Raw genomic sequence first — 21,447 nt, forward strand, 5'->3', positions numbered from 1 at the left:
CGGCATAAAGTACTTTAGCCTAGCTCATGCTTCCCGTCGCGGCGTTCAGCTTGCCGACAAGGAGGTTCATGGAATCCACCGGCTTCGCCATCGCGGCGCCCGCTGCAATGGCTGCTACGCCGATTGCGGCGAAGCCTAGGGTAACTCCACCCACGACACCGATAGCCGCACCAGCGGCCACGCCTGCGGCTCTGAGACCTGTCGAGATGGTGCCGATATCACGCGCGGCGCTACCGGCGGCGGGTGAGAGCGTGCCAAGCGCCGTTATCACTCCGCCGAACCCTCGATTGAGCGTCGGAAGGAGTCCGTTGGCCGCAGCCATCTCGGAACCGAGTTGGTTCATGGACCGGGCGAACTAACCGCTTGCCCTGGCGCCTTCCATCGACCGCGCGCCGAAGGCTTGGATCGTGCTGGAATAGCTCCCCAACGCCGCGCGCGCCCGTTCCACCATGGCAGTGTTGCCATCCATCTAGCGCCCGATGCGGGCAATGACGGATTCGGTACGGGTGAGCGCGGTTTGATAGGCTCGTTCGTTGGCAATAGCCTGCTTTGCCATCTCCAACGCGGAGCGGTTCCCGCTTCCATTCCCGGATCCGCCGGACTGACCGGGGCGGGAGTTTGAACCGCCGGGCGCGTTCGCCTTGGCTTTGATGTCGCTCAGAGTCTTTGTCGTGCGTTGTGCGAAATCCTTGACCTACTTTTCAGCATCCGTAAAGTCGATTCCTGCCTTAAGAATGAAATCACTCATCAAGTCCGTCCTTCTTCAATGGTTTAGCCCAGCAATAATATGGCGCGACGCAGGAAAGGACGGCGACATACCAATTCAATTCAACACCTGCGCTGGTGATAGCTTGGCGCTTGTTCATAGGTCCAATGCGCTTGTAATTAATATGCGGCTTCATAATTCCAATCCTTCCTCAGTGAGTTGTTCTCACGGAGGAAGTCCGCAGAAATAAGTATTTTGCCGCCGCGACCGCGCCTCTCGGCGTATCCCGCAAAAATACCGGCGCGAAATGCGCGGCGAACAGTTTCGGGATTAATGTGGAGAAGAGCGGCAAATTCTTCGGCAGACAGGTAGTCTGCATAAATTTTCTAGATAGATACTGGTTTCATTCAATACCTCCATTTGTATCAATCACACTATTCTACTACAAAACTGTAGTAGTTTCAAGGTATGGGCAAAACAAAAGCCCGCACGCGGGGAAGCGGCGGGCTTGTGGAGACTAAAGTACTTTAGGGGTGGTGGCTCACCACGACACGAAGTAACCGGCGCTGAAGCCTCCCAACCTGTTCGCCTTGCGAGTGGCCGCGCGCTTCGAGGTATGGACGCTTACCAGCGTGTCGCCGTCATAAACGAAGTACATGGCGCCTCTCCTTCACTGAACCGTGGGGACGGCGGTTTCCTCCTCTGCGCCGTCAACGGTGACGGGAGAGCGCAGGGCTTGGAGTTCAGCCTTCACCGCGTCGAGTTCGGTCCGGAGCGCTTCAGCATAGGTGAAGACATCGCTCACAAGTGCGACGGTGCCTGACAAGAATTCCCGTATCTGGTTACCACCACGCATAATATCACGTTCCAGATTGTCGATATGCTGATACATTTCGCTGCTCGTAATCATTGCTTCGCCTGCGGCTTGTGTTGCGATATCGATAGAGTTACCCATTTTGGTCACAGGCGCAACAAGAAAAATAGTGTTGGCGTCGTACTCTTCTGCCGTACAGATGGACGCTTTTACCTTACAGGCGGACGGTTCTAGCGCTTGAGCAACGCGAGGCTAAGTTGGAAGCCTCGCGTTGCTCTTGCTCTACTCATAAAAGGGCACCTTACGGAAGTCGGTTAGTGTTATTTCGTCGCGAGATCGCAGTAGACGTTCTGCATAAACTCGGACCCGCCGATTTCAGCTTTTTCTAGAGCACCATTATCCTCGAAGGAGCATGTACCGCCTGCCTGGGCGTATCCGCCGCCGCGTGTTCTAGCTTGGAAGCAGATGTAAGCAGATGACCCGTTAGGAGATATGTACGAATTAATCACCTTCGCCTCTAGCGGGGCGACTAGATTCTTACTTAGCGCGCGACTGCATTGTTCTATGCGCTTGCTGTTCGGCGTTTTGTTCGCGGCCTTGCTTGCCGCTTGAGCCGGATAGGCTGCATATGATGCGAACAAGGATGCCGCTGCGGTAGCTATCAGAACGTACTTTCTCATGATGTGCCTACGTAAATTAATTAAACCTAATCTTTTATAGCGTCTCTAGATTGTGTTGAAAAGCGATGCGCGACGAAATGCGCTCCTAATGTTGAACATAACCGCAAAACAGGCATGTTCACGTTTTAGTCTTGCTGATTTTGGTATCTCTTCGCATAACTCAGCCCGCCGCTGACGCGTAGGTACGAATCTTATGGTCGCCAATCCCGCGCCGCGCGCCCGCTTGCTATGTACTTCCGCGATGCACCGCAGCGTGAGCAACTCCAAGGCAACTCAGGAAGGCTACGCCCCCAACCGAACCGCAGGATCAGCGGTCCAGGCTCCAACTCTGCGTAGTGTCCGCACCGCTTGCACCGGACTGGGATCACAAGCCCATGCCGCGCCCAGTCTCCCAGGAAGTCGAGCCGCTTGGTTCCCACTGCCCTACCCGCTTGCAGGAACGAAGGCGGCAGCACGTTGAATGCCACCGCCCCCGTTGCAGAGCCGACGTGGGGAGTTGCTTCCTTGGTCAGCGGGTGCATACTGGCATGTTCTGTTTTTGTTCTCAAGAGGCCTGACGGCGGCTTCGGACGTGGGCCTCGGCTTGTTCCTGTTAGACAAAAGGAGGATGCTTCGCAGCATCCTCCTTCTTCACAGTGGTGTAAGGTTGAACTCCTTACACAGCGTGGCGCGCATCGCGTCTGATACGTCCCGCTGATATGTAGACAGCCGTTCTCTAAACTGATCTGGCGCATCTAGAGGCAGATACTTCTGAATTGTATCCAGCAGTAACTTTCGTCCAGCATCAGGACGAACGACTAGGGCATTCGCTTCCACTTTCCATTTTCCATACTTGCGTAGATAACTCTGGACGTACGGCTTTGTATGGTCTCGATGACTTGAATGAGAAAGATCACCACCACTTGATGTTTCGAGGTTATGAAGCTTTGGAAGGCCATGAGCTTCGATGAAATCAGCGTTCAATCCGAACCGGTGAATCTTGAGCTTACGTGGATGCCAGTTTACTTTCTGTGCGTCTTTTAGCTCTGCAAGATTGCTCATCATCGATTCAGAGATGTTCAGACCGGCGGGATCGTGGTCCCCACAGTACAGTAGGACACACTTCTTCCCCCGATCCTCCCAATCGCGGAACCGCCGCATCATAGTGGCTCGGCAGTGTAGGTCGCTCCACCCACGCGCGTTAGCAATAGGGATATGGAAGCGTCCAGCTATTTCCTTCCAAAGCTGCACAAGGTCGATCTTCTCCACAAGAAGCTGAATATATACATCTTTGTCGCTCCAGAACGAAATCGGACGATATGTGGCACAGTGATGCTTCATCACCTCGACAACGTATTGAGCGTGCTTTTCTGGTGTCGGGTCGATTTCCTCATCATTATACCATTGCCTCGCGCCATCTTCAGCGCAGATATCGAGGGGAAGAAGACCGCTTTTACGCATCTCGACAAGTAGATCGCTGAAAGAGCCGAATTCCCCTTTCGTCAGATGGAAATGCTCTTCAGCAATATAACACCAGCCACGGACGGAAGGGGAGAAGCCGATGGTTTCTCTCAGCTTTAGAATGGCAGAGGCAAGGCTCTGCGCATCTCTTCTATAAATCTCATCCTGCGGGACAGAACGGCGCTTTCCTGCGAACGCGGGGAGTACACCGGACTTTGCTGAGTATGCGAGCGTTCCACCACGACTAACCCACAGTTCAGCCACCTCGGTATCCGCAATACTCACCATCTTTCGGCGCATATTGAAGTTGATCCCTAGCAGGGGATCATGGACCTTGACCGGCGCTTCGGGGTGATCGGATCGCGGAATCTTTGGGGTGCGCAGTCTCATGTACCGTCCCATGAGAGACTGCCCATCCCAAGAGCAATTGCCAGTAATCTCGACGTACCGCTGCTTATGCTGTTCCATTTTCAGTGCCTCGCTTGTGTTGGGTGTCAAAAAGCGAGGCGCTGGCGGATACGTGGTGGCAGCCGGTCAGTAAAGTACTTTGGTCCAACCGCTCACGGAGGTTCGAAAGAGTGTCCTCTATAAGGAAGGGAGTTGGTGTCTCTATAAGGTGCCGAGTTAGCCAGAAGGGCGGTTTATGTGTCCTCTCTATAGGGGAGGGAGTTAGGATGGGACGGGCGCCGCAATGGGTGCAGAGTAAAGTACTTTGGTCTGAATGCGCTGGAGATGCGCCAAGACAACAAAAGGGAGACACCCGCCCGGATGACTCCCTTTTGTTGTGAAACACACCTAGATTTTTGCCTTAGCACACATGTTGTGCAAGAAAGAAATATCGGCGCCAGAAGCGCCAACATCAGTATTATACCATATAAACGTTACCGCACACCACCCCCGCCACCTGTACCATTCTCAGGAAAGCCCCCATACTACCCTCCCAGGGTCCCATTGCTTTGTTGGAGCGTTGCGGCAGGCAGGGCTTTTGCTTTCCACGGCTTTGCGAAGCGGCGTTTCCAGAGGGTCAAAGCGTTAGCAGTATTTGGCCCGCAATGCCCCAAAATCGAGGCGTGGCGCGGCTCTGGCGTGTCCGTAATGCCGGGCGGCACCCATTCCAAAGCGTTGATTGGTTGTTAAATTCTGATTTCTAGCAACGTATCTCAGGCGTACTGACGGGCAAAGGTTGGGTGTAGAGCGTGGTTGTGGATGGCGCGCGTACGATCATCTTTCGGTCGTAATTTCGAGGAATCCAGTCGGATCGTGGGGTTGCTGTCTCGTTAGAGCTTGCGCCGCAAAAAGCCAGCGTTTGCAATGAGTTGCCGCGATAATGCGGCGCTGTTTTCCATAATGGATCTTATAAATTTTTCGTCAAATGGGCACGGATTCAGTCGATTTAGGGATCGGTGCGCCTCACATGGCGTTCGTTCCGGCGCTGCCTGCGGTGGGTGTGAACCAGCCCCCGAGATCGATGAAGCGCCGAACATGAGTGCGCGTCGGCTTGCCCTGCGCTGGACGGTGGGGAGGCGTGATCCGCCTGCGTCGGGGAGCGTTAGGGCGTATTCGAGGCGACGGGTGGAGCGTGAGTAGGGCTACGAGTAGGGCAAAGTAGGGCTACGAGTAGGGCACAAAATAGGTGCCCTACTCGCTCAACCCATTGGTAATCCTAGGTTTTTTGCCTGCGAGTAGGGCAAGTAGGGCATTGGCGCCCGCTCCCTCCCCAGCGTGTGGCGATACACATAAAGTACTTTAGAAAAATTTATAGTCCTCTAATTAAGGAAAGTGCCCTACATGCCCTACTCTTATGTCAAAAACCTAGGATTTCCAACGGGTTGAACGAGTAGGGCACCCCGATTTATGCCCTACTCATACCCTACTCGTTGGGAGGGTGCCCTACTCATGCCCTACTCAAACAAAGGGGGGAGAGGCATTTGCCCCTCCCCTCCATCACTTTCCGTCGGCGCTGTCGCGTTCTTCAAGCCACCACCACTGAGAACCATTGGAAGCCTTAGTGGAGCGCCTTACACGTAGGTCCTTTCCGTCGATCCGGAACACACGATCACGAATCAATCCGGCATAGGTGCCCATAACTGTAGTCTCCGCGCCGGGTTTTGCCCGAGTCGCCTTTTCAAGATACTCGGCAGGCTTTGTGTCCAAATCATCCATGATGTCCAGCAACCCAATCTCAGACGCTGACTTACCATAACGCGCCCGCACGCGGGCACTGCCAACAGCCTCCCACCAAGCGGCGACGAATCCACGAGTAGCCTCAAGAGACTCATCGCTGGCCGCAACCTCCGCTTCGTTGTCAAGGAAGGCACGAATACCCGCGTTCTCCAGGACACCGCCCATAACGTCAACCCACGCCTCGTAGGAACCCTTGCGCTTCGATCCCTTCGCCATCCCGTTGGCAACCCAAGACTGAATGACTGTGAGACAGGCACGCACAAGTTCCGGACGGTTTTCCTCCACCCACTCCTTCAGACGTGGGTGTTTGAACCCCGTCCGCATTTCAGGATGTTCAGTCGACACGTCGATCCTGATACGTACCAGTCGCCGCATCATCTCGTTTGAAGCATTGAGATTGTTGGCCGTCACAACGAAGGTTTGGACAACAGGCACCCTGACGGTTTCGCTCGCTCCCAGGCGGCGATCAGACCAGTAGGTTGACGTTACAGCCGCCGCAATGGCTTGCGAGTCCAGTCCCTTGGACACATTGTCAAAGCACACGTAGGGGGAACCGCTGAGAAGCGCCGCCGTGATCTTCTTCCGCCACTCATCTTCCGTTGTCGGGGCGGTTTCCTTGGGCATATCCGCACCCGTCTGAATCAGCGACACGACATCCGCCAACAGCGACGCACCCGCGCCGGGAGTTGACTTATCAAGCCAATGGATCGGCGTAGGGCCGTTGATCATGTTCCGCATGAAGCCGAGCAACAGCAGCGCCCAGGCGTTGGCCTTGTCCGCTTCGCTGGCGAACTCGTAATCAACGAACACGTTGTCATCGATCAACGCGACCGCCGCAGCCACATCGGCCTATGTCGGCTTCACCGGAACCGGCAACGCCTTGAACCCCTGCGGCGGGTGATACAGCATCATCGAGCGCGAGTCGTAACCCGGCTTGTCGTGCAACACACCACCAGCAAGGAACGCAGGCGCACCGACAACGCCTTTCAGAATCGGCAACTCTGTCTCTTCCCGTTCAAGGGCGAGGTACATATTCACCAGATCCGCAGGCGCAGGCACCTCCTTACAATCGTCCTGCCCCTTCTTCTTCAGGAACTTGACGCCGTTGCGCATCAAGAGGTTCCGCATCCGGTCAAGGTCCATCCGCACAAGCGCGGCTGACCCTGTGTCATCGGTGATGACTCGGGACGGCTTGCCACCGTAGGAGAACACCATAGGCGTCTGGTTGATTCGCTTCACCTCTTCGATGATTGCGTCCATTACGAACGTGGAATCCTCATCGATCCACACCGACCGCCCCTCTGCCTTGGCCTTGGTCGCCTTGGTCGCCTTGCCATCGCCCGCACCTTCCCCAAGGAACAACTCCCCGTGCGTCGAACGCGGCTCGCCTTCCTCAACTTCCAAGTGGAACTCAGGCGCACACAGATCCTCCGTCGTCAGCCATCCGCGCGAGATCATCCCACTCAGGAAGTCGAGACGGTCGCGCCCGGCGCAGGCGTTGTGATGACACCCGACGACAAACCCGTTGGTACTCGATTCGCCTGCGTTGATGACAAAGGTTCCGCCATAGGCTGACGGGTCCGAATGCTCATCCTGAAACGGGCACTCGATATGCCGGATATCGCCGCGATCCTTCTCAGGACGCATCACGTCGGGACTGCGTGCCTCCAGCGCGTCGGCAATCATGAACGTGTCAGCGTACCCACTGGCAGCCCACCGCCGCAGGTTCTGCATCATCGCGCTTGAGTCGGTGGCGTCCTTCGCACCCATGGCTTCCGCCGCATCAAGGAACGGGTTATCGCTCCCCGCGCTGGATACCAGTGCGAAGATGTCTATAGCCTTACCCGGATGCACCACCGCTTCGTATGGCGCCCCATCCGCGTGGCGCGGCATGTAGAAGAGACGGCTAACGTCGGTGCAGGATTCATCCACCACCAATCCCAGCCAATCCGCGAAGGCGATATAGGCGCGCTTCCAGGCGGCAAGCGCCTCCGTCTGCGTTGGGTAGCTATCCACGTCCCACGGCTTCGCCAGCACGAACACCAGCCGATTCTTGTCCATCGGCTTGTGAGTGACGCGGACAACCTTCCCGTTGCCGGTCATCGCGGGTGCGGCTTCCTCGCACCCGTCCAGCACGGCGGGGAGATACCCGCGCTTGTTTATCAGGTATTCGCGGGCGCCCGATCCGGGGTTGGCGCGCTGGTAGGTAACGAGATCGTCATGCCGGATCTCGCTGACGCTGGCACCGCTGGAATGGGTGCTGTAGCGGATGCAGAACAGCCCGCGATCCTTCACCAGCCTATCCAGTTCGGCACTCGGGGTGCCGTTATCCACGTCGATTCCGACGATGTACAGGCGATCCATCGCCTTAGCATTGCGGTTCCCTTCGACGCAGGAACCTTGAAGGAAGCACTTTCCATCCTTCTCACCCACGCCGTGGGTAGTAAGACCATCGATCAGTTTGGGAAGGTCGAAGCTGTAATTTTTCCATGCGCCCTTTGGCGCTTCGCTCCTACTGCCGAATGCAAGTGTTGCGGACCAATTGTCCGGAATTCCCGTTAGCATGTTACTTTGTTCCTTTGTCTGTTGTTACTTGTTGATTTCGGGACTGAAGACTGTAGGGTCCCAAAAAAGGCGCATGAGCGTCTGTCGCGGGTTATAAAAATTCATGCACGACGGTAGGAGCATCGTCTTGCATCCAACTGACTGGACTTCGCGCCAGATGGCGAACTCATTGAACTCGGGATAGGTGAAGCTCACCAAAACGCAGGGCTTGCCGTTCCGCCCGAACCAATGAGCATGATCCACGCCAACACCCGGCGCTGAAGAAACCGGCGGGCGCATGACTTGTCCAATCTGATTGGGAGGCACCTTCTGCACGCGGGTAAGCCCGTGCGAGCGCGCCCAAATCCGCGCGCCTTCAAGCTGCAACTTCTGCCAAACCGCGTGAAGTTCGCGGGATCTCTCCACATCCTGCGACGACGTGGCGCAGATTTGCGCAACCACGGCTTCAACACGCAGGCTCAAGTCAGCAAGCTAAGTATTTTGTTTCATTCTGTCTTTCTTTCCCAATGTCGCTAGAAGTAGTGCCTTATCATTTCCAACGTCGAAAAAGCGGCGTGGCAGTAACGCCACGCCGTAGTTTTAAGACATAGGAATAGTAAAGCATGCAAACATCAAGTCGCAGACTCAAAAAGAGCCACACAACATTGCGAATCATAGCACGGAATGTCAAGCCTTGTCAAGGCTTGTCAAGAATAGTCTAGGCTTGTATTGACTTTTACAGCCTTGTCATATATAATATTGGAATGTTGAGCAAATGGGAGCAAATCAATGCAAGAACATATCACCCTAACCGAGCTTGCCCGTCTATTTGGCGTGTCCAGATAGATCATGTGGCTTCGTGCCAAGCGCCCTGGCGCACCGGCAAGCTTCAAGATCGGCACCCGCCGTTATTTCCGCCGCGACGAAGCAATTGCCTCGCCCGTCCTGCGGCTTCCGTAACCGCAGAAGGAATGCGCAAATGACCGAATATCACGAATTTCACGATCCTCAATTCACCCGCGATGAGTCGGGAAACCCCATCGTCACCCGTTATCCGTTCGCTGGTGAATACGTCGTCACCAACCGCACCGGCCAATGGGAACAGCAGATTGCCGAGAAATCTGGCCTGCGGCTTGTTCGTCTGAATGCTGACGGTCGCGTGGTAGAACCGATGGCGGACTATCTGAAAGCGGACACCTCCGTTTAGGACGCCTCTTGGCGGACCATCGCGGCGACCATCCGCAACGAGTTCCACCCTGCCCCCGTGGAACACCCAGCGCCTGTGGAACAACCTACCACGTCAGCCAAAGCTAACGCACAAACTGAGGTCAACCCTTCGTTTGGCGTCGCACGCTTCAACAACAGCGGCGGGCCTCGGGAGATTGTGACAGAGAAGAATCCAGACGGATCAATTAGTACCAGCCTTGTTGGGCGGCGCTCACGCCTTGTGGAGCCTCCGACTAAATACGAACCCAAGACCTTCAATCCGTACTCCGTCGACATGGACGACTTCATGGCTTTGCGAAAGCAGGGATATGTTCCGAAGGTCGAGGTAGTTGGGGATCATCAAACGACGAATAAGGAGCCTTTTGATTTGCCCGCTTGGCTGGCTTGGCGCGCTGCAACTTCTCCTAAGACTGAAACTCCCAAAGCCGAAATAGAATTGCTTCGGGAAGCTAGAAGCAGAGGGTACGTTCCGCCGCAATATCGTTCCGTTGAAACACCGAAGGAATAACAATGATCGAATTTACCGAGTATGATGGTGGGCAGTATGCCGTTGCCTATTTCCAGAACGGAGCAACCCCCGCCGTCTTTATTATCGAGGATCCTAAGAAACGTGGATTTGGTTGGCTGAAGTGCCCTGCGTAGGCTGGCAAGCTTGTGATGGTCTACTCGCCCGGAGTTCGCCAGTGGATTTTTAAGGGGCACTCGTGATGCAGCCCCTCCCCTCCTTCCCAGGCGGCATTTGGGTACCGCCCGATCCGCCTGCGCCGGTCATTCCGCCGGAAGCGGTCGAACCTGTCGGCACTGTCGCGGAACCCGTTTCGCCCGTGCCCGAACGATACGCCGCGCTGAATGCGCTCAAGCGCCGAACCTCCGGGTTGAGCCGATGACCTACACCGACGCTCTAACCGTTCTGCTGGCAGATGCACTCTGGCGTCTCAGGGACGCGCAGGATGAGCTACAGGCGCACAAGGCAGCGCAGCCACCCAGGTAGCGCAACCGTCGCCGTAAGGGCGCCACGCGCAAACGCAGGCGCTTCTAACAGCCCACACATACCGAACCCCTCACCGCTCCCGACGCGGTGAGGGGTTTTGCGTTTCTGCCCTCTCTACAAGGAAGGGAATTAGGAGGGGCGCTTGTGTGCGCTCTCTATAGGGGAGCGAATTGGGGAAGCGCTGGCCCATCGTGCGGGCAAAGTACTTTGCCCCTGCCTGCATCCTCATAAGGTGCTGAGTTAAGCCACGCTGGTATACCGACGCCGCCACCACGGGATTACCTCCAAGGCGCCGCCGGGGGGAAATGGGGGAAATATTGGGGGAAAGAGTGGGGGAGCGCTGTTGGTTCCAACGAACTACTATGCTGGAATATCAACACCTTAGCTCCCCCACTGTCCAGTTATGGCGGTTCAGGGAGGAATCACACCATTGCCCGTTCAAACACGACGATCGGCGGTTGGTTCCCTCACCTCCCGGTCGGATTTGCGCCCGCGCACCGGTTGCAATCGCCGTAGTGGGCGACCCGGGAAGGTCACCCACTGCCACACCGGCCGGCATGCGGGTCCGCACCGGGCGGTTCGGGGGATTGAGGTCATGCGAGCCTGGGCAGTCCGAGTTGGTCTGCCCATCCGATCGTGAGGACGGCATTGAGGAGCTTGCCGCTGTTGCGCCCCCAGCGCCGGGTTGCGCTTCACTTCGTTCGCTGTGACCAGCTTACGGAGGGACTTCCACCCTCAAGAACGCGCCCATGCTCGGCGCAAAAACAAAAACCCCTCCCCCGCGGTCTTGCGGAGAAGGGGAGCGACCGGTCGATTTCAAAAATCGGCCACGTCGAATTCAGTGGCAACCTCCATAGCGACGCCCGGTGGCCAGGGTAACGGCCGGGAACCGGGGGTCAGACGTCGCGGAAGTGTTCCAACTCACGTCGCAGGCTGGTTGCTTCCTGCCGAAGGCCGACGATCCGGCCGGCATCAGGCCTCGGCTGCTGTTCCTCGCGTTCGAGCTCACCCTCGACTTCGCGCTGCTCTTGCCGGATGATGTTGAACAAGGCTTTCCTCAACATCGACACCTCCCGAGCTGATCGCTAAAATTTTAGCGCTTTTTCAGACTGTCATCAAGCAACCAATCACGTCTATCGAATCCTCGTTCCGTCAAGTCTGCCCGGATGACCGGATGCTCACAAATATTCAGGAATGGTAACCTGCCCGGCCTTGACAATACTTATTCGTGCCCGCATTGGTTAACGAATCGGGGTAGAGCAACGGATAGGGCAATGGCACGTCGCAGCCCTTCCTCCACTTGCAGCACGGTATTTTTCGCCATGGATCGTCGACAGCTGCTTGGGCTCGGGCTGAGCAAGCTTTGGTTAACCGCATTCGGTACGGCGGGGCTCGCGCTGGCGCAGCCTCTCTCGTCCGCGTCCGCCCTCGCCGGCCAGCAGCGGCCGGAGCGCAAGCCGTCCAGCGGCACTTCGCCACAGTCCACCCTGCGGTCCCGGCTGGTGATGCTCGATCCCGGCCATGGCGGCGCCGATCCCGGCGCCATCGGCACCCGCGGCACCCACGAAAAGGCGGTGACACTGGACATCGCCCGCGAGGTCGCCCGCCTGCTGGCCGAGCGGCACGGCATCACGGCGAAGCTGACGCGGCGCGACGACCGCTTCCTGGCACTGGACGAACGGGTGGCATTGACGCGCAAGGCCGGGGCCGACCTGTTCGTGTCGATCCACGCCGACAGCGCTCCCAATGCCGATCCCCGCGGCATGTCGGCCTACATCCTGTCCGAAAAGGCGTCCGACGCCTTCGCCTCCCGCCTTGCCCAGCAGGAGAACGAGGCGGACCGATTCGGCAAGCGGGGGACCGGCGGGGGCAACCGCATCGTCAAGGACATCCTGATGGACCTGACGGCGCGCCACACCCGCCATGCTTCGCTGGCCGCCCGCCAGCTTCTGGTGGAAGGGGCGGGGAAGGAGCTTCGCCTGCTCGACAACCCGATGCGCGCGGCGAATTTCGCGGTGCTGAAGGCGCCGGACGTGCCGTCGGTGCTGGTGGAGACCGGCTTCCTGTCCAACCCCAAGGACGAGGAAATCCTGAGCGATCCCACGGCGCGCCGGGTGGTTTCCCGCGTCCTGGCGCGAGAAATCGCGAGCGTGCTCTCCAGCCCAGCTTTCGCCTGATTCTGCCCTGAGACTGCCTGAAGCATTGCGGCAATCATCCCTTCGCAGCCGCAGCGACTGCAACATCCGTGCATCACCTGGGGACAAAGTGACGATGACTGGTGAAGGCTCCGAATTTCCCCATTGCAAACGCCGTTCCGCCGTGACTTTTTCCGGCCGCGCGCCGCATCCGACCGGCGCTCGGCACGCTGGCGAAGGGAGGCACGCTGTGACGGGTTTGAGCCGCCTTGGGACATTGTTCGCGCTCGCCTGCACGGCCGGAGTTTCGCTGGCCGGCTGCGGGCCTCTGCTGCTCGGCACCGCCGGCGGCGCCGCGGTGGTGGCGTCGCAGGAGCGTGGTTTCGGCGGTTTCGTCAGCGACACCGAAATCCGCGCCCGCATCAATTCGCTGTGGCTGCAGCATTCGGTCGACATGACCAACCGGATCGGGTTGACGATCGACCAGGGCCACGTGCTGCTGACCGGCCGCGCCGCCGACCCGCAGATGCGGCTCGACGCGGTGCGCCTCGCCTGGCAGGCGCAGGGCGTCAAGGAAGTCATCAACGAGATCCAGATCGACAACGGATCCAGCATCGTCGACACCGCGCGCGACACCTGGATTTCAACCCAGATTCGCAGCCGGATCACCTTCGATGCGGATATTCATAGCCAGAACTACAGCATCGATACCGTCGATGGTGTTGTCTATCTGATGGGTGTCGCCAGTTCTCAGGAAGAGCTGGACCGCGCGATCCAGCACGCCCGTTCGGTTCCCAACGTTCAACGCGTCGTCAGCTACGTCCGTCTGCTCTCAAACCTCCAGGGTTGAAACCCGACCGCCATGGCCTCCGCCCTTTCCCGCGTCCTCGCCGCACTCCGCACCGCCACCGTCGCCGCCGCCCTGATCCTGCCGGCGGCGGCCGTGGCCGGTCCCGTTCCGGCGCAGGACGCGGCGATGGCTGAGGCCGTGACGGCGGATACCGTGACGGGCGGCGCCGTGACAGGCGGCGCCGTGATGGCGGACGCGGCGATGGAGGAAGGCGGCGGGGCGGACAATCCGACCGCCGGCACGCCCGGCCCGGCCAACCGCCTGTTCGTCCAGGCTCTGCAGCTGATCCGGCAGGCCGACAACACCTTCGACGCCGCCGAGGAGTCCCGCCTGCTGAAAGAGGCGGACAAGCTGTTCAACGAGATCGTGACGAAATACCCCGACAGCCCGCTGGCAGTGCAGCTCGTCACCAACCAGTTCGTCGGTGATTTCGACTTCTACGAATTCCGTTCGCGCATCCGGGCGCTGGTCTGCAACGACGCGCTGGGCAGCCTGTGCTTCCTCCACCGCATCGGCGAGATGCTGCCGCCGGTGGAAACGCCGATCAATGCCGCCCGCTGGGACTGGCTGTCGCTGGCCGTCGCCTACCAGCAGCTGGGCGACCCCGGCCGCGCCAAGGAGATCATGGCGCCCTTCGTCAGCGCAGTGCGCCGCGGCGGCGTCGCCGACAGCTCCGGCCAGGATCTGTTCGTCGCCCGCGCGCTGTCGCTGATGGGGCAGACGCCGCTGGCGCTCGACATCACCCGACAGATCAACGACTGCTCCACCCGCATCTACAACCTCGCCGACATCGCCAAGGCGGCGTCCTGGCGCGGCGACGCGGCGCTGACCAACGCGCTGGCGGACGAGGCCAAGACCTACGCCTCCAGCCACAACTGCGCCTGGGAACTGGGACTGGTCGCCCAGTCGCTGCTGCGCGCCGGCAAGGAGGCGCAGGCCCGCACACTGTTCCTGAACACGGTCGAGACGCAGTTCTCCAAGTTCAAGGAAACCCGCGGCGACTGCTGCCCGCCGGAATTGGCGGTGGCCGCCGCCGACATCGGCGAGCCGAAGCTGGCGCTGGGCCTGCTCAGCACCGTGCAGGACGAGAATCCCTGGACGATCCCCGCCGTGCTGGGGCGGCTGGCCAAGCGCGGCGAAACGGGCATGGCCGTCGCCTATGCCGAGCAGGTGGCCGACATCGACACCCGCGGCGAGGCTTTTGCCGAACTGGTCGAGGCCGCGATGAAGCGCGGCGAGCCGGCCGCGGCCAACGACCTGATGAACCGCCTGAACAAGCTGGTCGACGATGCCGCCGGCCGCCGGCCGGGGTTGCTGGCGCAGCGCGCCAAGGCGGAAAAGGCCTTCTACAACGACGATCGTTGGCGCCGCAGCTTCCAGCTGGCGATCAACGCGGCGGAAAAGGCCAGCAACTTCGTCCGCCGCGACATCGGCGCCCCGCTGCTGGCCGCGCTGGTCCGGATCGAAACCGGCCTGCCGATGCTGGATTGAGGGAAGTCGGATTCTCCCTCTCCCCCCGGGGAGAGGGTCGGGGTGAGGGGGATGCATTGCGTGGAGTTGGTGGTGAACGGGGAGTACGCGATGCTTGAAGAGCCTCGCCACGCACCCCCCTCACCCTAACCCTCTCCCCGGGGGGGAGAGGGGACTGTTCCGATCTCGTGAGGGGACCGTTTCACCCCACCGCCAGCACGATCTTGCCGACATGCTGGTTGCTTTCCATCAGCCGGTGGGCATCCGCGGCCCGTTCCAGAGGAAATACCTCGTGGACGACCGGCTTGATCCGCCCCTCGGCGATCAGCGGCCAGACGCGGGCCTTCAACTGCTCGGCCACCGCCTGCTTGTAGGCGACCGGGCGCGCCCGCAGAGTGGAGCCGGTCAGCACCAGCCGCTTGGTCATGACGGGGAAGAAGTTCACGGACGCTGTCGCCCCGCGGACGAAGCCGATGCAGACATAGCGTCCCTCGACCGCCAGCGCATCGATGCTGCGGGCGACGTAATCGCCGCCGACGATGTCGAGCACGACATTCACGCCCGCCCCGCCGGTCGCGTCCTTGACCACCGCGACGAAATCCTCGGTGCCGTAGTCGATGGCGCGTTCGGCGCCCAAGCTGACGCAGGCATCGCATTTCTCCGGTCCACGGGCGGTCGCGAAGACCCGCGCGCCGAAGGCCGCGCCCAGCTGGATCGCCGTGGTGCCGATGCCGGACGTGCCGCCATGCACCAGCAGCGCCTCGCCGGGCTGCAGCGCGCCGCGCTCGAACACGTTGGACCAGACGGTGAAGAAGGTCTCAGGCAGGGCCGCCGCCTCGGCCATCGTCAGGCCGGCCGGGATCGGCAGGCATTGGGCGGCGGGCACGACGCAGAACTCGGCGTAGCCGCCGCCGGCCAGCAGGGCGCAGACGGGATCGCCGACGGCCCAGCCCTCCACCCCTTCACCCAGTGCATCGACGGTGCCGGCGACCTCCAGGCCGGGGATGTCGCTGATGCCCGGCGGCGGGTTGTATTTGCCGAGCCGCTGGAGCACGTCCGGCCGATTGACCCCGGCGGCCTGGATGGCGATGCGGATCTCGCCGGGAGCCGGGTCGGGGATCGGGCGCCGCGCCGGGACCAGCACCTCCGGTTTGCCGGGCTGGCTGACCTCGATCGCCGTCATGTTTCTGGAGTCTGTCATCCGTATCGCTCCCCTGCCCTGTCATGGTGATGGGTTTGAGGCGCACTGTGTCGCCGCGGAGGAATGCCCGTCCACGCGGCGTTGGATCCGATTTCGTCCTGCGGAAAGGTCAAAAAAAATGGCCGTGCTGCACACAGCACGGCCAGTCTCCGAGAGAAGCGCGAACATGCAAAACAACACATCCGCCCGATGAGAAAGGAACGCCTTTCCCGAGACAGACAATCGCACCAACCAGCCGGTTATTCCCGAGTTTTTTATCTCTTTTCCATTCCGTGGAAACGGCTCTTTTCTCAAGAAAGAAGGCCGCGCTCCATCAGGAACGCGGCCTCTAGTGCGCCAGGGAGGATATGCCGACGTGCACCACCTGCCGTCGGCTCTTGGCGTCTCGGATGTTGCTTGACCGTGTGCGGGATGGGTCAGTTCGGGACCGGAACGCGACCGCCCAGTTCCTGCGTCACCGCCGCGGCGGCGCGCTTGACCATTTCGCCCAGGGCGCGCAGCCGCGCGTCCTCGATGCGCCGGCTGGAGCCGGACAGCGACAGGGCGCCCATCACACGGGAATTCTCGTCGAAGATCGGGGCGGCGACGCAGCGCAGGCCCGACACCCGCTCCTCCTGGTCCAGGGCATAGCCGCGGGTCCGCACCAGCGTCAGGTCGCGGTACAGCGCCGGCAGCGACGACAGGGTGCTGCGGGTGAACTGGCGCATGCCGCGCTGGGTCACGATGGTCTGCACCTTGGTCTCGGTCATGCCGGCCAGCAGGGCCTTGCCGACTGCGGAGCAGTGCAGAAGCGTGCGGTCGGTCTGCGGCACCGCGACCTGGGCGGCCCGGGGACCGCCGACGCGGGCCAGATACAGCGCCTCGCCGTTCTCCTCGACCGCCAGATTGACGATCTCGCTGCTCTCCTCCATCAGGCGGCGCATGCGGGGACGGGCGACGTCGACCAGATTGCGGGTCTTCAGGAAGTTGGCACCGGTCATGTAGGCCTGGACGCCGACCACCCAGCCGCGCGCGCTCTGGTCGAAGCGGACGTAGCGCTCGTACTGCAGAGTCGTCAGCAGGCGATGGGTGGTGGAGGGCGACAGGTTCGCGGCCTCCGCCAGCTCGGTCAGGGTCATCGGACCGTCATTGGCGCCGAGAATGGTCAGGATGTTCAGCGCGCGGCAGAGCGACTGCACCACCTGACCGCGCTCGGCCTTGGCGTCGGCCTTGCCGTTGTCGTTCTTCTCGCGCGGCGCCTCGATGATCGCCGTCTTGATGATCGCCGCGGCGCCCTCGCTGGGGTCGTCGTGGATGATCCGGCGTGCGATGGCGGCGGCGGTCATGCTGTTGGTGTGGGCTTGCGCTTTCATGTCCCATCTCCCTCGGGGTCCGGCGCGTTGGTTGCGCCTGTCTGTTGCGGCTGATGGCGTGAGTGACAGAAGGCTAGGCTTGCTGAGCCGCGGGACCGTCGCGGACGGCGGTCCCGCGGGGTACCGGTCAACCTTTGAAAATCGACTGCATGGTGGAGCCCAGGCTGGCGGGGCTGTCGGCGACGGCGATGCCGACCGACTTCATGAAGTCGATCTTGAAGTCGGCGGTGTCGTTGCCGCCGGAGATCACCGCGCCGGCATGGCCCATGCGGCGGCCCGGAGGAGCCGTGCGGCCGGCGATGAAGCCGACGACCGGCTTCTTGGTGCCCGACGCCTTGATGAACTCGGCGCCGCGGACTTCGGCGTCGCCGCCGATCTCGCCGATCATGATGATGCCCTCGGTCTCCGGGTCCTTCACGAACAGCTCCAGGCTGTCGACGAAGTTGGTGCCGTTGACCGGGTCGCCGCCGATGCCGATGCAGGTGGTCTGGCCGAGGCCCGCCGCCGTGGTCTGGGCGACGGCCTCATAGGTCAGCGTGCCGGAACGCGACACGATGCCGATCTTGCCACGCTTGTGGATGTGGCCCGGCATGATGCCGATCTTGCACTCGTCCGGCGTGATGATGCCGGGGCAGTTCGGCCCGATCAGGCGGGTCCCAACTCCATTTTTCCGGGAGCCATCGAGCGCGCGCTTGACGCGGACCATGTCCAGCACCGGGATGCCTTCGGTGATGCAGACCACCAGCGGGATCTCGGCGTCGATCGCTTCCAGGATCGCGTCCGCGGCGAAGGGCGGCGGCACGTAGATCACGGAGGCGTTCGCACCGGTCTTTTCCACCGCTTCCGACACGGTGTCGAAGATCGGCAGGTCGAGGTGCTTGGCGCCGCCCTTACCCGGCGTGACGCCGCCGACCATCTTGGTGCCGTAGGCGATGGCCTGTTCTGAGTGGAAGGTGCCCTGGGCTCCGGTGAAGCCCTGGCAGATCACCTTCGTGTTCTTGTCGACGAGAACAGCCATGTTACGCGGCCTCCTTCTTGACGGCGGCGACGATCTTCTTGGCTGCGTCGTCCAGATTGTCGGCGGACAGGATCGGCAGGCCGGAGTCGGCCAGGATCTTCTTGCCCAGGTCGACGTTGGTGCCTTCCAGGCGCACCACGAGCGGAACGTGCAGGTGCACTTCGCGGGCCGCGGCGACCACGCCCTCGGCGATCACGTCGCAGCGCATGATGCCGCCGAAGATGTTGACCAGAATGCCTTCGACCGCGCTGTCAGACAGGATCAGCTTGAAGGCCGCGGTGACGCGCTCCTTTGTGGCGCCGCCGCCGACGTCGAGGAAGTTGGCCGGCTCGGCACCATAGAGCTTGATGATGTCCATGGTGGCCATCGCCAGGCCGGCGCCGTTGACCATGCAGCCGATGTTGCCGTCGAGCTTGACGTAGTTGAGGTCGTGCTTGGCCGCCTCGATCTCCGCCGGGTCCTCTTCCGCCTCGTCGCGCAGGGAGGCGACGTCCTTATGACGGAACAGCGCGTTGTCGTCGAAGCTCATCTTGGCATCGAGCGCCAGGATGTCGCCGGACCCGGTGACGATCAGCGGGTTGATCTCGACGATGGCGCAGTCCAGGTCGGTGAAGGCCTTGTAGGCGGCCTGGATGAACTTGGCGGCGGCTCCGACCTGCTTGCCTTCAAGGCCGAGCGCGAAGGCGACCTTGCGGGTGTGGTAGCCCTGGATGCCGGTGGCCGGGTCGACGGCGACCTTGACGATCTTCTCCGGCGTGTTGTGGGCGACCTCTTCGATCTCCATGCCGCCTTCGGTCGAGGCGATGATGGTGACACGGCCGGTGGCGCGGTCGATCAGCATGCCGAGATACAGCTCGCGCTTGATGTCGGCGCCTTCCTCGATGTAGAGGCGCTTGACCTCTTTGCCCGCCGGCCCGGTCTGCTTGGTCAGGAGGACGTGATTGAGCATCTCGGCGGCGTTGGCGGCGACCTCTTCGACCGACTTGACGACCCGGACACCGCCCTTGCCGTTCGGATTGTCCTGGAACCGGCCGGCACCGCGGCCGCCGGCATGGATCTGCGACTTCACCACCCAGACCGGACCGCCCAGTTCGCGGGCAACCGATTCAGCCTCTTCCGGGGTGAAGGCCACGCCGCCACGCGGAACGGCGACGCCGTACCCCCGCAGCAGATCCTTGGCCTGATATTCGTGAATGTTCATGGTTTGCGTCTCGACCCTGTTCGGGAATTGTCTTTTGGAGGCCGCGGGGAGCCGGGAAATCATCGGCTGACGGGCGGCGGATTTTTTAAAAACTTCGGGCTTCGGCTCTCACGCGACCGGGAAGGGGACGGTCGGGGGAGAGGGAGGCGCGATGGTATGAATGTGGGTAGGCGTTTCAAAATTTGGGGCGTTAGCCCCCCACCTAACCTCCCCCGCTGGGCGGGGGAGGGACTGCCGCCACTCTCCCGCCTTAGTACCTGCTCCCTCCCCCGCCCAGCGGGGGAGGGTTGGGGTGGGGGCATCAGAGCGACGACGTTACTCCGCCGCCAGCCGCTGCACGGCGCCGATGGCGCCGCTGTCGCGGATGTCCATGATCTCGCGCTCGCTGAAACCCAGCACGTCGCGCAGGATTTCGTCGGTGTGCTCGCCCAGCAGGGGGGAGCGGGTGACCTCCGTCGGGCTGTCGGACAGCTTGATCGGGTTGCCGACCGTCAGGTAGCTGCCGCGGGTCGGGTGCTCCACCTCGACCAGCGTGCCGGTCTCGTAGAGCGACTTGTCCTCGGCGATCTCCTTCATCGACAGGATCGGGCCGCAGGGGATGTCGTACTTGTTGAGGATGTCCATGACTTCGAACTTGGTCAGGGTCTTGGTCCAGTCCTCTACGGTCGCGAAGATGCTCATCAGGCGCGGCAGGCGGGCCACCGGGGTGGCGTAATCGGGATCGGTGATCCACTCCTCCTTGCCGATGACCTTACAGATCGACTTCCACACCGGGGCCTGGGCGATGAAGTAGATGTAGGCGTTGGGGTCACGCTCCCAGCCCTTGCACTTCAGGATCCAGCCCGGCTGGCCGCCGCCCGACGCATTGCCGGCGCGCGGCACCGTGTCGCCGAACTCGCCGTTCGGGTATTGCGGGTATTCCTTCATCGGCCCGTGGGCCAGACGCTGCTGGTCGCGCAGCTTGACGCGGCACAGGTTCAGCACGGCGTCCTGCATGGCGGCCAGAACCTTCTGGCCCCGGCCGGTTTCCTTGCGCTGGTAGAGCGCGGTGACGATGCCGAGCGCCAGATGCAGGCCGGTGCCGCTGTCGCCGATCTGGGCGCCGGTGACCATCGGCGGGCCGTCGTCGAAGCCGGTGGTCGAGGCCGCACCACCCGCACACTGGGCGACGTTCTCGTACACCTTGCAGTTCTCGAACGGCCCGGGCCCGAAGCCCTTCACCGACGCGACGATCATCGCGGGGTTCAGTTCCTGGATGCGTTCCCAGGTGAACCCCATGCGATCGAGCACGCCGGGGGCGAAGTTTTCGACCATCACGTCGCAGGTCTTGATCAGCGACTCCAGCACCTCCTTGCCCTTGGGCGTCTTGGTGTCGAGCGTGATGGACCGCTTGTTGTGGTTCAGCATGGTGAAATACAGGCTGTCGGCGTCCGGCAGGTCGCGCAGCTGGCTGCGGGTGATGTCACCCTCGCCCGGCCGCTCCACCTTGATGACGTCGGCGCCGAACCAGGCGAGCAACTGGGTGCAGGTCGGCCCCGACTGCACATGCGTGAAGTCGAGAATCCGCACGCCCTGAAGTGCCTTGCCCATGTATTTCTCCCCCTGCTTTTTAAATCGTGTGGTCGGCGTTTCTT

Annotated in this window: 18 protein-coding genes; 5 read left to right on the plus strand and 13 right to left on the minus strand. The window is 61.1% G+C overall.

The annotated features are described in order from the left end of the window. Positions 1-19: 19 nt before the first annotated feature. From FZ983_RS16575 to FZ983_RS16605, 7 genes are all read right to left on the minus strand, one after another. The gene (locus tag FZ983_RS16575; RefSeq protein WP_149224617.1) at positions 20-343 is read right to left on the minus strand and encodes a hypothetical protein; all 324 of its coding nucleotides are present in this window, start codon (positions 341-343) and stop codon (positions 20-22) included. Between the two features lie 397 nt (positions 344-740). Then, a complete protein-coding gene (locus FZ983_RS34120) occupies positions 741-902 on the minus strand; it encodes a hypothetical protein (protein ID WP_188092361.1) in 162 nt (53 codons plus the stop codon). Positions 903-1,376: 474 nt separating this feature from the next. Beyond that, positions 1,377-1,661 (minus strand): hypothetical protein, encoded by a 285-nt coding sequence (locus tag FZ983_RS16585; protein ID WP_149224618.1) that lies wholly within the window; start codon positions 1,659-1,661, stop codon positions 1,377-1,379. A gap of 1,169 nt (positions 1,662-2,830) precedes the next feature. Continuing rightward, positions 2,831-4,030 carry a hypothetical protein gene (locus FZ983_RS16590; protein WP_149224619.1) on the minus strand — a complete coding sequence of 400 codons (1,200 nt, stop codon included), beginning with the start codon at positions 4,028-4,030 and terminating at the stop codon, positions 2,831-2,833. Between the two features lie 1,554 nt (positions 4,031-5,584). Beyond that, a complete protein-coding gene (locus tag FZ983_RS16595) occupies positions 5,585-6,649 on the minus strand; it encodes a hypothetical protein (RefSeq protein WP_149224620.1) in 1,065 nt (354 codons plus the stop codon). Between the two features lie 24 nt (positions 6,650-6,673). Beyond that, positions 6,674-8,389: a hypothetical protein gene (locus tag FZ983_RS16600; protein WP_149224621.1), complete on the minus strand. Its 1,716-nt coding sequence runs from the start codon at positions 8,387-8,389 to the stop codon at positions 6,674-6,676. Between the two features lie 24 nt (positions 8,390-8,413). Then, a complete protein-coding gene (locus FZ983_RS16605; protein ID WP_149224622.1) occupies positions 8,414-8,851 on the minus strand; it encodes a hypothetical protein in 438 nt (145 codons plus the stop codon). Between the two features lie 496 nt (positions 8,852-9,347). Between FZ983_RS16605 and FZ983_RS16610 the strand changes: the two genes are divergently transcribed. Then, positions 9,348-9,575 carry a hypothetical protein gene (locus tag FZ983_RS16610; protein WP_149224623.1) on the plus strand — a complete coding sequence of 76 codons (228 nt, stop codon included), beginning with the start codon at positions 9,348-9,350 and terminating at the stop codon, positions 9,573-9,575. Between the two features lie 530 nt (positions 9,576-10,105). Continuing rightward, a complete protein-coding gene (locus tag FZ983_RS35065) occupies positions 10,106-10,237 on the plus strand; it encodes a hypothetical protein (protein WP_282187001.1) in 132 nt (43 codons plus the stop codon). 1,245 nt (positions 10,238-11,482) lie between these two features. Here the strand turns inward: FZ983_RS35065 and FZ983_RS34125 are convergent. Then, positions 11,483-11,635, minus strand: coding sequence for a hypothetical protein (locus FZ983_RS34125; protein WP_188092383.1), 153 nt, complete (start codon positions 11,633-11,635; stop codon positions 11,483-11,485). 273 nt (positions 11,636-11,908) lie between these two features. Between FZ983_RS34125 and FZ983_RS16620 the strand changes: the two genes are divergently transcribed. From FZ983_RS16620 to FZ983_RS16630, 3 genes are all read left to right on the plus strand, one after another. Next, the gene (locus FZ983_RS16620) at positions 11,909-12,763 is read left to right on the plus strand and encodes an N-acetylmuramoyl-L-alanine amidase (RefSeq protein ID WP_149224624.1); all 855 of its coding nucleotides are present in this window, start codon (positions 11,909-11,911) and stop codon (positions 12,761-12,763) included. A gap of 208 nt (positions 12,764-12,971) precedes the next feature. Then, positions 12,972-13,571 (plus strand): BON domain-containing protein, encoded by a 600-nt coding sequence (locus FZ983_RS16625; RefSeq protein WP_149224836.1) that lies wholly within the window; start codon positions 12,972-12,974, stop codon positions 13,569-13,571. A 12-nt stretch (positions 13,572-13,583) separates the two neighbouring features. After that, positions 13,584-15,062 (plus strand): hypothetical protein, encoded by a 1,479-nt coding sequence (locus FZ983_RS16630; RefSeq protein WP_149224625.1) that lies wholly within the window; start codon positions 13,584-13,586, stop codon positions 15,060-15,062. A 181-nt stretch (positions 15,063-15,243) separates the two neighbouring features. On the opposite strand, the gene FZ983_RS16635 is transcribed toward FZ983_RS16630, so the two are convergent. From FZ983_RS16635 to frc, 5 genes are all read right to left on the minus strand, one after another. Further along, positions 15,244-16,242 carry an NAD(P)H-quinone oxidoreductase gene (locus FZ983_RS16635; protein ID WP_149224626.1) on the minus strand — a complete coding sequence of 333 codons (999 nt, stop codon included), beginning with the start codon at positions 16,240-16,242 and terminating at the stop codon, positions 15,244-15,246. A gap of 416 nt (positions 16,243-16,658) precedes the next feature. Further along, positions 16,659-17,594: an IclR family transcriptional regulator gene (locus tag FZ983_RS16640; RefSeq protein WP_149224627.1), complete on the minus strand. Its 936-nt coding sequence runs from the start codon at positions 17,592-17,594 to the stop codon at positions 16,659-16,661. 127 nt (positions 17,595-17,721) lie between these two features. Then, positions 17,722-18,612, minus strand: a complete 891-nt coding sequence (sucD, locus tag FZ983_RS16645) for a succinate--CoA ligase subunit alpha (RefSeq protein ID WP_149224628.1) — start codon at positions 18,610-18,612, stop codon at positions 17,722-17,724. A 1-nt stretch (position 18,613) separates the two neighbouring features. After that, positions 18,614-19,813 (minus strand): ADP-forming succinate--CoA ligase subunit beta, encoded by a 1,200-nt coding sequence (gene sucC / locus FZ983_RS16650; protein WP_149224629.1) that lies wholly within the window; start codon positions 19,811-19,813, stop codon positions 18,614-18,616. A 315-nt stretch (positions 19,814-20,128) separates the two neighbouring features. Next, entirely contained in the window at positions 20,129-21,403 is a 1,275-nt protein-coding gene (frc, locus tag FZ983_RS16655; protein WP_149224630.1) for a formyl-CoA transferase, read from the minus strand. Positions 21,404-21,447 lie beyond the last annotated feature (44 nt).

The sequence above is a fragment of the Azospirillum sp. B21 genome (genome assembly GCF_008364825.1).
GTDB lineage: Bacteria > Pseudomonadota > Alphaproteobacteria > Azospirillales > Azospirillaceae > Azospirillum.

Bases quoted from the DNA above. Each gene is read 5' to 3' on its own strand.
- FZ983_RS35065 (WP_282187001.1), top strand. From the start codon at position 10,106: ATGATCGAATTTACCGAGTATGATGGTGGGCAGTATGCCGTTGCCTAT.
- FZ983_RS16635 (WP_149224626.1), bottom strand. From the start codon at position 16,242: ATGACAGACTCCAGAAACATGACGGCGATCGAGGTCAGCCAGCCCGGC.
- FZ983_RS16600 (WP_149224621.1), bottom strand. From the start codon at position 8,389: ATGCTAACGGGAATTCCGGACAATTGGTCCGCAACACTTGCATTCGGC.
- FZ983_RS16620 (WP_149224624.1), top strand. From the start codon at position 11,909: ATGGATCGTCGACAGCTGCTTGGGCTCGGGCTGAGCAAGCTTTGGTTA.
- FZ983_RS16590 (WP_149224619.1), bottom strand. From the start codon at position 4,030: ATGAGACTGCGCACCCCAAAGATTCCGCGATCCGATCACCCCGAAGCG.
- FZ983_RS16630 (WP_149224625.1), top strand. From the start codon at position 13,584: ATGGCCTCCGCCCTTTCCCGCGTCCTCGCCGCACTCCGCACCGCCACC.
- sucD (WP_149224628.1), bottom strand. From the start codon at position 18,612: ATGGCTGTTCTCGTCGACAAGAACACGAAGGTGATCTGCCAGGGCTTC.
- FZ983_RS16585 (WP_149224618.1), bottom strand. From the start codon at position 1,661: ATGGGTAACTCTATCGATATCGCAACACAAGCCGCAGGCGAAGCAATG.
- FZ983_RS16575 (WP_149224617.1), bottom strand. From the start codon at position 343: ATGAACCAACTCGGTTCCGAGATGGCTGCGGCCAACGGACTCCTTCCG.
- frc (WP_149224630.1), bottom strand. From the start codon at position 21,403: ATGGGCAAGGCACTTCAGGGCGTGCGGATTCTCGACTTCACGCATGTG.
- FZ983_RS34120 (WP_188092361.1), bottom strand. From the start codon at position 902: ATGAAGCCGCATATTAATTACAAGCGCATTGGACCTATGAACAAGCGC.
- FZ983_RS16640 (WP_149224627.1), bottom strand. From the start codon at position 17,594: ATGAAAGCGCAAGCCCACACCAACAGCATGACCGCCGCCGCCATCGCA.
- sucC (WP_149224629.1), bottom strand. From the start codon at position 19,813: ATGAACATTCACGAATATCAGGCCAAGGATCTGCTGCGGGGGTACGGC.
- FZ983_RS16610 (WP_149224623.1), top strand. From the start codon at position 9,348: ATGACCGAATATCACGAATTTCACGATCCTCAATTCACCCGCGATGAG.